Genomic DNA, 8,454 nt, shown 5'->3' with positions numbered 1-8,454 from the left:
GACGACCAGCAGGCCGAGCACGTCCACGTCGCCGTCGTCCCCGCCCAGGGGCAGCAGCCGCAGCTGGACGAGGTCCGCGCCTTCGTCACCGCCAAAAAGGGCCGCATCTACGCCCCCGAAGCCCTGCACGTGGTCGACGCGATCCCGCTGACCTCCGTCGGCAAGCCGGACAAGAAGCGCCTGCGCGAGGCGGCCTCGAACCTCTGAACCAAGGAGGTAGGCGGGTGCCCGGTGCCCGGTGCCCGGTGCCCGGTGCCCGGTGCCCGGTCAGGGCACCAGCACCAGCCGCCCCCGCAGCCCGCCCCGTTCCAGCCGCTCGTGCGCCCGCGCCGCGTCCCCGAGCGACAGGGTGTCGGGCCACGCGCAGGGTCAGCCGGCGCTCGCCGGCGACCTGCGCCGACGCCTGGCCGGCGTCAGCGAGAAGACGCTCACCCAGACCCTGCGCACCCTCGAACGCGACGGCCTGCTGCACCACACGTCACCCCACCGTCCCCGCCCGCGTCGACTACGCCCTCACCCCCCCTCGGACGGGACCTGCTGCCCCTCGTCCACGCGATCAAGACCTGGGCGGAAACCCACATTCCCCACGTCCTCGCCGCCCGCGCCGACCACGACCGCTGCCACGCAGGCGATAATTGACGAGCAATCACATCTCGATGACCGGAAGGAATTCGGCGTGACCGAAAAGCAGGACACCACCCCAGCGCGCAGCAGGGCCACGGCCGCGGCCGCCGGACTGATCGCCGGCCTCCTCATAGCCGGCGTCCCGCTGCTGCTCACCGGCAGCGGAGGCGACGGCGGCGGCCCCGTCACCTCCGCCGCCTTCGGTGGCCTGGGCGAAGACCTGCACGCCCCAGACACCCTGCCCGGCGGCTTCACAACGGTGACCGCCCAGGCCGACACCCCGCTCGCCAAGAACGCCGCCACCAACGAGGCCGGCGGCACCCGCACCCTCTCCCAGGCCTACGGCGGCGCCGCCGCCACGGTACGCCAGTACACCGACGAGGGCATGCGCGACTTCCTCGTCCTGGAAGCCGTGCGCGCCGCCAGCCCCAAGCCCTACACCCCCTACGTCGACCCGGCCTCACTCGGCCAGGCCAAACCGGGCACCGAGGTCGTCACCGTCGGCCAGGTCTCCTGCCTGGTCTCCTACCAGCCCATTCTCACCGGCCAGGACGTCACGCCCGAGAAGACCAACGTCCAGCTGTGCGAACGCACTTCGGCTCACCTGACGGTCCGGCTGCGCTTCGCCGGCTCGGAAGAGCTGCAGCACCACATCGACCAGGCCGCGCACCTGACCGACCAGGCCTGGTCCGCCCTCGCCTGACCCCCGGAGGGCAAGGCCGACCAGCAGGCCGAGGGCGCCGGCGGCCTCGGCGACGCCGAGCCAGGTCCGCGGGAGCGGGGTGACTGCGTCGGTGACCGGTTGCATGCCGTGATCGTTCCACCCGGGCGGCGCAGCCTGCGGCCGGGTTCCGCAGTTCAGCGGCGGGTGAAGGCGGCGATGTCCGCCAGCGGCGGGTCGTAGCCGTCGGTGGTGTCCACGTGCAGGCGCGGCACGCCCGGCAGGGCCAGCGGGGTGAAGTCGTCCAGCAGGTTGCCCGCCCCGGGTGGGGCGGCGAGCAGTTCGCGGTCGGCGTGCGCGGCGCGGTGGCGGCCGGTGGCCAGGCGCTCGGCGATCCGGCGGCGAGCCAGCGCCGGGTCCACCCGGCAGTGCACCACCCGCACCTCGGTGCGGGCGGCCAGTGGTGCCAGGAAGGGGCGCCAGACCCGGTCCTGGTAGGCGGCCTCCGCGACCACGCTCACCCCGGCCCGCACCAGCACGTCCAGCACCTCGAAGAAGGCGTCGCGCACCGCCTCGTCGGCGTTGGGGGAGCGGGTGCCGGCGTGCAGCAAGCCCTCCTTCAGCTCGTCGCGGCACACCGCGGGGCAGCCGAGCGCGCCGGCGAGCGCGTGCGCCAGTGTCGTCTTCCCGCTGCCCGGCCCGCCGCTCAGTACGATCAGCACCGCTCGTCTCCCCTCCAACCCGGCTGCATGCACCCTCTGTTGACATTCTGTACCCGAAACCCGCGCCGACCGGGCTCGTTGTGTCCGGTGAACGGACGGATCGGCCCGGGAACGCGGCGAGGTGCCGCGCGGGCCCGGTTGGAGGGATGTTCATGACCGACACCGAAGCGGGCACCGCGGTCCGCCGTGGCAGCCCGGACTCCGCGGTGGACCGGGTCGCCGACTTCTACGGCGCCTACGTCGACGCAGTCTCCGACGGCACCGACGACCTGGCGGACGAGCTGCGCGGCCACTACCTCACCGAGGACCTGCGCCAGCGCCTGGCGGCCTGGGAGGAGGCCAACCACGCCGACGGCGTGCTGCGCGCCCAGGACGTGCCGACCGCGTGGGAGGTGGCCTACCACGACTCGAGCGCCGGGCACTTGTTCACCACCGTCACGCTGACCTGGGGCACCGGGCCGGACGCCGGGCACACCCGCCTGGCGGTGCAGAGCGACCTGAGCACCAAGCTGATCTCGGACATCGAGGACGCCCCCGGCGCGTAGCGGCGGGTGCCGCCGCCCGGGGTGCCGCCGGGGCCGCTTCAGGCCCAGGCGGCGGTCAGGCGATGCGGCAGGGTGTCGTAGGGGAGGCAGTCGACCACCGGCAGGCGGTGGGCGCGGGCCTGGGCGGCGAGCCAGCTGGAGTAGCGGGCGCTGACGGCGGCGCGCTCGCGCTGCGGGCCGCAACCGGGTTCGCGCCGGGCGTAGTTTGCGCTGATGCGAGCCGCGTCGCCTTCGTGGAGGAAGACCGCCCGTACGCGCCGGCCCTGCGCGGCGGCCTCGGCGGCGGCCCTGGCGGCGGCCCGGGGGCTGAGGTAGTCGCCCTCGACGATGGCGGGCACGTCGACGCTCAGGCGGTTGCGCACGACGCCGAGCAGGGCCTCGTCCAGGGCATGGGCGGTGGCGATCTGCAGTTGGAGGACGCGTTCGGTGTCCAGGCCCCGGGCCGGGGTCACGCTGAAGTGGTGCAGGCCGGGGTGGGTGCGCGGGGTGGTGGCGGCCTGCAGGGCGGCGACGACGTCGTCGAATTCGACGGTGAACGCGCCGCTCGCGGCGGCGAGGTGGGCGGCGGCGCGGCTCTTGCCGAGGCCGGAGGCGCCGCCGATCAGCAGGACGTCCCAGGGGCGGTGGTCAGTGTGCACGGGGTCACGGTACGGGCCGGGCGAACCCGCCCGGCCAGGGCGGTCAGGGCCGTTCGCGGGTGGCGCGGCGGACGGACCAGGGCAGGACGAACCACAGGGCGGTGAAGATCAGGGCGATGACGGCGCTGATCGCGAGCGCGATCGGCGCGCCGAGGACGACGTCCAGGACGAGCAGGACGGCGCCGGTGAGTGCGGAGGCAAGCAGTAGCAGGCCGAACTGGGCGATGCGGGCGGAGACGTCCACGATGCGGGCCTTGCCGGGGTGGTGGAACAGGCCGCGGTGCAGGGCGACGGGGGTGGCCAGTACGGCGGCGGCGACGACGGTCAGCAGCAGGGTGGCCACGTAGATGTCCTGCTGGGCGTCGGACAGTTGCGGAAAACGCGGAGTGAAGGCGACGCCGAGCAGGAACGCGAAGACGATCTGCACGCCGGTCTGCAGGACCCGCAGTTCCTGCAGCAGTTCCACCAGGCGCCGGTCGGCCCGCACCGCCGGGTTCTCCCACCCCGGGGGCAGGGGCGTGGGTTCGTCGTGACGCCCGGGACCGGGACCGGGGCCGTGGTCTGGGTCGGATCCGGGTCCGTGGTCGGGTGCAGGGCCGGGCGGGGGAGGGGTGTTCATGTGTCACATTGTGCTGGGCGGCGCGGCGTCAGCCCGTACGGTCCGTCGGTTCGGTGCCGTCCAGGCGTTGCTGCCAGGTGGTGAGCAGGGTCTGCAGGGCTGCGGCTTCGCCAGGGCTCAGGTGGGAGAGCAGGCGGTGTTCGTTGCGCACGTGGGCGGTGAACGCCTCGTCGATCAGGCGCAGTCCGGCGTCGGTGAGGGCGACCACGCGCCCGCGCCGGTCGTCCTCGGCGTGACGGCGGGTGACCAGGCCGGCGCGTTCGAGGCGGTCGATCCGCTTGGTCATCGCGCCGGTGGTCACCATGGTGTGGGCGGCGAGTTCCCCGGGAGCCCGTTCGTAGGGGGCGCCGGCGCGGCGCAGTGCGGCGAGTACGTCGAACTCGCCCTCGCTCAGGCCGTAGCGCTGGTAGACGAGGGTGAGTTCGCCGGTCAGGCGGGCGGCGAGGCGGTGCAGGCGCCCGATCACGCCCTGGGGGGAGACGTCGAGGTCGGGGCGCTCGCGGCGCCAGGCGGCCTGGATCAGCGCGACGTGGTCGCCGTCGCCCGGGTGCTGCTGGTGCTCCATGGGGTCATCCTATTCCGGTAGCTTCCTGGGAAGCTATATTGTCTTCCATGGAAGCCAATGTGCGGTGGGTCCTGCTGACCGCCCTCGCCCCCATCGCCTGGGGCGCCAACTACTGGGTCACCCATGCCTACCTGCCCGCCGACCACCCCCTGTGGGGCGCCACCCTGCGCGCCCTGCCCGCCGGACTGCTGCTGCTCGCCCTCGCCCGCCGCCGCCCCCACGGCCCCTGGTGGTGGCGCAGCGCCCTGCTCGGACTGCTCAACACCGCCGCCTTCTTCGTCCTGCTCTACCTCGCCTCCCAGCTGCTGCCCACCAGCACCGCCGCCACCGTCATGGCCGCCTCCCCACTGGCGATGCTGCTCACCGCCTGGGCGCTGGCCGGGCAGCACCCGCACCGCGCCCACCTGGCCGGCGCGGTGCTGGGCCTGGCCGGGGTGGCGCTCACCGTGCTCGGGACGGGCGGCGCGCTCGAGGGGGCGGGGCTGGCCGCCTCGGTGGGCGGCATGCTGGTCTCCTCCGTCGGCTACGTGCTCGCCGCCCGCTGGCGCGAGGGCGCCGACCCGCTGGCGACCACCGCCTGGCAGCTGACCGCCGGCGGCCTGCTGCTGCTGCCACTGGCCGCCGGCGTCGAAGGCGCGCCGCCACCGCTCGGGGGCCCCGCCCTGCTCGCCTTCGGCTACGTCACCCTCGCCGCCACCGCCCTCGCCTTCGCCTGCTGGTTCACCGGACTGCGCCACCTGCCGGCCGGCACGGTCGGCCTGCTGGGACTGCTCAACCCACTGACCGGGGTGCTGCTGGGCACCGCCCTGGACGGCGACGAACTTGGGGCACGTCAGGTGGTGGGACTGGCCCTGGTGGCCGGCGGGATCCTGCTCGGACGCCCCCGCACCCGCCCCCACACCGCGACCGTCGCCGAACCCGCGGTCCCAGGCTTGCCGAGGCGGCGCGTGCCGTGATCGGATGGGCGTCGGCATCGCGTGCCGGTGGCGGACCGCGCCAGGCATGGAGGTGCACGACCGAAGGGACTGCCCACCCGTGGCCTCCCCCCTCATCAACGGCCGTACGGCCGCCCTCAGTCTCCAACTCTCCCAGGCGCACAACGAACTGCGCCGCCGCCTCGCACGCGTCCGCTCAGGCCTGGGCCGGCGTCAGACCGGCGACGACTCCCTGATCACCCACTGCCTCGCCTTCTGCACCTCCCTGACGATCCATCACCAAGGCGAGGCAGAAGGCCTGTTCGCCGCCCTGGTGCACGAACGCCCCGACCTCGCACCCACCGTCGCCAAACTCGTCGAGGACCACGGGTTCATCTCCGCCATCCTCGCCCGGGTCCGCGAACTGACCGAACAGTCCGCGGGCGAGGGCGGGGCGGACCTGGAGGCGATCGGACGCGAACTCGACGGACTGGCCGCCATCATGGAGTCCCACTTCGGCTACGAGGAACGCGCCCTCGCCGCCGCCCTGGACGCCGGGGTGTCCGACGAGGACGGCTGGACGCAGCCGGTGCTGCGCTTCCGGATGCCGTAACGCCGTAACGGCCCGAAAACCCGCCGTCGTAAAACCCTTGGCCCCGCCGGGTCCGGCTTCCCTACACTCACCACGCGGCCGCACCCCCGGGGTGCGGACGCCCGACCATGCCGACGGACGAGACCAGGGACAGGGGGTGCAGCGGCCATGCCGAAGCACAGCGCCGCCGCCCCCTCTCCCGCGTCGCGGTACGAGGTGATCCTGGTGTCCCCGCCCTTCCGGTGCCCGCTGCGCGGCCGGCACCGGGGCAGTGCCGCCACCGCCTGAGCCGTCCGATTCCCTGCACGGTCCTTCCCGGCCACTGATCTGACGGTTCGTCAGAGCTAGCGGCACTGTGTCAATCGCGCGCCCACCCGTTGAACAACCGCCCCTCGAAAGGCAACCGGGCCATGCGCACCGACACCACCACCAGCACCGCCATGAGCACCACCACCAGCACCGGCACCGCCGGCATCGCCGCCGTCCGCAACCTCGGCATCCTCGCCCACGTCGACGCCGGCAAGACCACCGTCACCGAACGGATCCTCTACCTCACCGGCACCACCCACAAGCGCGGCGAAGTCCACACCGGCACCACCGTCACCGACTTCGACCCCCAGGAACGCGACCGCGGCATCACCATCTTCGCCGCCGCCGTCAGCTGCGCCTGGGCCGGCCACCGGATCAACCTCATCGACACCCCCGGCCACGTCGACTTCGCCGACGAGGTCGAACGCTCCCTGCGCGTCCTGGACGGCGCCGTCGCCGTGTTCGACGCCGTCGCCGGTGTCGAGCCGCAGAGCGAATCGGTGTGGCGCCAGGCCGAACGCCACGGCGTGCCCCGCATCGCCTTCGTCAACAAACTCGACCGTGCCGGAGCCGACCTGGACGCCGCCGTCGCCTCCATCCGCGAGCGCCTGCACCCCCACCCGCTCGCCGTCCACCTGCCCATCGGAGCCGAGGACGCCTTCACCGGCGTCGTCGACCTCGTCCACCACCGCGCCCTCACCTGGGACGAGGCCGGCGCCCTCACCGAAGGCCCGGTCCCCGACCACCTCGCCATCGAAGCCGCCGACCGCCGCCACGTCCTGGCCGAAGCGGTGGCCGAACTCGACCCCCAAGCCCTGGAGGAGTACTGCACCCACGGCTCCCTCAGCCCCGCCACCCTCACCGCCGCGCTGCGCCGCCTCACCCGCACCGGCGAGGCCGTGGTGGTCCTGGGCGGCTCCGCCTACCGCAACCGCGGCATCGAACCGCTGCTGGACGCCGCCGTCGCCTACCTGCCATCACCCCTGGACACCCCGCCCGTACGGTCCGCCGACCAGGGCGCACAGCGCAGGGCCGACCCGCAGCAGCCCCTCACCGCCCTGGTGTTCAAGGTCACCGCGGCCCCCACCGGCCGCCTCACCTACCTGCGCCTGTACGCCGGAACCCTGCACAAGGGCGACACCGTGCTCGACGCCGCCACCGGCCGCACCGAGCGCATCGCCCGCATCCTGCGCGTCCAAGCCGACCGCCACACCGAAACCGACCACGCCCTGGCCGGCGACATCGTCGCCGTCATCGGCCCCAAGTCCGCCCGCGTCGGCGCCACCCTGTGCGACCCCGACCACCCCATCCTGCTGGAGGCACCCGTGAGCGCCGAACCCGTCGTCACCGTCGCCATCGAAGCCCGCCACAGTGCCGACACCGACAAGCTCACCGCCGCCCTCGCCCGCCTCGCCGAGGAAGACCCCTCACTGCGCCTGGCCACCGACCCCGAGACCGGCCAGCGCACCCTGTCCGGACTGGGGGAGCTGCACCTGGAGGTCGCGGTGGAGAAGGTACGCCGCGACGCCGGCGTCCAAGCGGTCGTCGGCCGGCCCCAGGTCGCCCTGCGCGAGGCCCTCGTCGAGGGCGTCACGGGCTTCGTCCACCGGCACGCCAAACAGGACGGCGGCGCGGGCCAGTTCGCCCACCTCGTCCTCGACCTGGCACCCGCCGCCGACGGCTTCGCGTTCACCTCCACCGTCACCGGCGGGCGGGTACCGCGCGAATACGTGCAGGCCGTGGAAGCCGGCTGCCGCGACGCCCTCACCGACGGACCGCTCGGCGGCCACCCCGTCACCGGCCTCGCCGTCACCCTCACGGACGGCATCACCCACCCCAAGGACTCCTCCGAACTCGCCTTCCGCACTGCCGCCCGCCTGGGCCTGCGCGAAGCGCTGCGCGCCTGCCGACTGCAGCTGCTGGAACCGCTCGCACAGGTGACCGTCACCGTGCCCGAGGACGCGCTCGGCACCGTCCTCGGCGATCTGGCCGCCCGCCGCGCCCAGGTCCAGGCCACCACGACGACCGGCCGCGAGGGAACGGCCCAGGTCAGCGCACTGGTACCGCTGGCCGAACTGTTCGGCTACGCGGGCCGCCTGCGCAGCCGCACCCAGGGCCGCGGCACCTTCACCACCCGTCCGGCCGGCTACGCCCCCGCCCCGACGCCGGCCGGCTGACCGCCGTTCCGGCCCTCCCCGCCGTCGCGGGGAGGGGGCGTGGCCTTCGCGACGGCAGTACACCCCCCAAACCCAGAAAAAAACCCCG

General features: G+C 73.9%; 10 protein-coding genes and 1 pseudogene. 7 read left to right on the top strand and 4 right to left on the bottom strand.

Annotation, left to right across the window (positions count from 1 at the left end; all coding sequences use genetic code 11):
• The 3 genes and pseudogenes from ACWCYO_RS39540 to ACWCYO_RS39530 all read left to right on the top strand — a co-directional run.
• A partial coding sequence (locus ACWCYO_RS39540; RefSeq protein WP_449786913.1) for an AMP-binding enzyme occupies positions 1-207 on the top strand: 207 nt, incomplete at its 5' end.
• 31 nt (positions 208-238) lie between these two features.
• Positions 239-436, top strand: a pseudogene (locus ACWCYO_RS39535) (hypothetical protein); the annotation flags it as partial.
• Positions 437-676: 240 nt separating this feature from the next.
• On the top strand, positions 677-1,327 hold the full coding sequence (locus tag ACWCYO_RS39530) for a hypothetical protein (RefSeq protein WP_449786915.1): 651 nt from the start codon (positions 677-679) through the stop codon (positions 1,325-1,327).
• A gap of 155 nt (positions 1,328-1,482) precedes the next feature.
• Here ACWCYO_RS39530 and ACWCYO_RS39525 read toward each other — a convergent pair whose 3' ends face one another.
• Positions 1,483-2,007, bottom strand: coding sequence for an AAA family ATPase (locus tag ACWCYO_RS39525; RefSeq protein ID WP_270150102.1), 525 nt, complete (start codon positions 2,005-2,007; stop codon positions 1,483-1,485).
• 152 nt (positions 2,008-2,159) lie between these two features.
• On the opposite strand from ACWCYO_RS39525, the gene ACWCYO_RS39520 reads away from it, so the two are divergent.
• Positions 2,160-2,552 carry a hypothetical protein gene (locus tag ACWCYO_RS39520; protein WP_449786912.1) on the top strand — a complete coding sequence of 131 codons (393 nt, stop codon included), beginning with the start codon at positions 2,160-2,162 and terminating at the stop codon, positions 2,550-2,552.
• A 38-nt stretch (positions 2,553-2,590) separates the two neighbouring features.
• Here ACWCYO_RS39520 and ACWCYO_RS39515 read toward each other — a convergent pair whose 3' ends face one another.
• The 3 genes from ACWCYO_RS39515 to ACWCYO_RS39505 form a co-directional block, all read right to left on the bottom strand.
• On the bottom strand, positions 2,591-3,190 hold the full coding sequence (locus tag ACWCYO_RS39515) for an AAA family ATPase (RefSeq protein ID WP_270150104.1): 600 nt from the start codon (positions 3,188-3,190) through the stop codon (positions 2,591-2,593).
• A gap of 43 nt (positions 3,191-3,233) precedes the next feature.
• Positions 3,234-3,677 (bottom strand): DUF6328 family protein, encoded by a 444-nt coding sequence (locus ACWCYO_RS39510; protein WP_333493537.1) that lies wholly within the window; start codon positions 3,675-3,677, stop codon positions 3,234-3,236.
• Between the two features lie 160 nt (positions 3,678-3,837).
• Positions 3,838-4,374, bottom strand: a complete 537-nt coding sequence (locus tag ACWCYO_RS39505; RefSeq protein ID WP_270150106.1) for a MarR family winged helix-turn-helix transcriptional regulator — start codon at positions 4,372-4,374, stop codon at positions 3,838-3,840.
• 47 nt (positions 4,375-4,421) lie between these two features.
• Here ACWCYO_RS39505 and ACWCYO_RS39500 point away from each other — a divergent pair, with 47 nt between their 5' ends.
• The 3 genes from ACWCYO_RS39500 (at position 4,422) to fusA (ending at position 8,366) form a co-directional block, all read left to right on the top strand.
• Entirely contained in the window at positions 4,422-5,330 is a 909-nt protein-coding gene (locus tag ACWCYO_RS39500; protein ID WP_449786911.1) for a DMT family transporter, read from the top strand.
• Positions 5,331-5,409: 79 nt separating this feature from the next.
• A complete protein-coding gene (locus ACWCYO_RS39495; RefSeq protein ID WP_449786910.1) occupies positions 5,410-5,901 on the top strand; it encodes a hemerythrin domain-containing protein in 492 nt (163 codons plus the stop codon).
• A 419-nt stretch (positions 5,902-6,320) separates the two neighbouring features.
• The gene (gene fusA, locus ACWCYO_RS39490) at positions 6,321-8,366 is read left to right on the top strand and encodes an elongation factor G (protein ID WP_449786914.1); all 2,046 of its coding nucleotides are present in this window, start codon (positions 6,321-6,323) and stop codon (positions 8,364-8,366) included.
• Positions 8,367-8,454: the final 88 nt, after the last annotated feature.

This window comes from Kitasatospora sp. NPDC001683, assembly GCF_053596495.1.
The sequence above is the reverse complement of the archived record's forward strand: the minus strand, read 5'-3'. Positions and strand labels throughout refer to the sequence as shown.

What these genes read in the sequence shown, in the direction of transcription:
- ACWCYO_RS39520 (WP_449786912.1), top strand. Translation starts at nt 2,160, where the DNA reads ATGACCGACACCGAAGCGGGCACCGCGGTCCGCCGTGGCAGCCCGGAC.
- ACWCYO_RS39500 (WP_449786911.1), top strand. Translation starts at nt 4,422, where the DNA reads ATGGAAGCCAATGTGCGGTGGGTCCTGCTGACCGCCCTCGCCCCCATC.
- ACWCYO_RS39505 (WP_270150106.1), bottom strand. Translation starts at nt 4,374, where the DNA reads ATGGAGCACCAGCAGCACCCGGGCGACGGCGACCACGTCGCGCTGATC.
- fusA (WP_449786914.1), top strand. Translation starts at nt 6,321, where the DNA reads ATGAGCACCACCACCAGCACCGGCACCGCCGGCATCGCCGCCGTCCGC.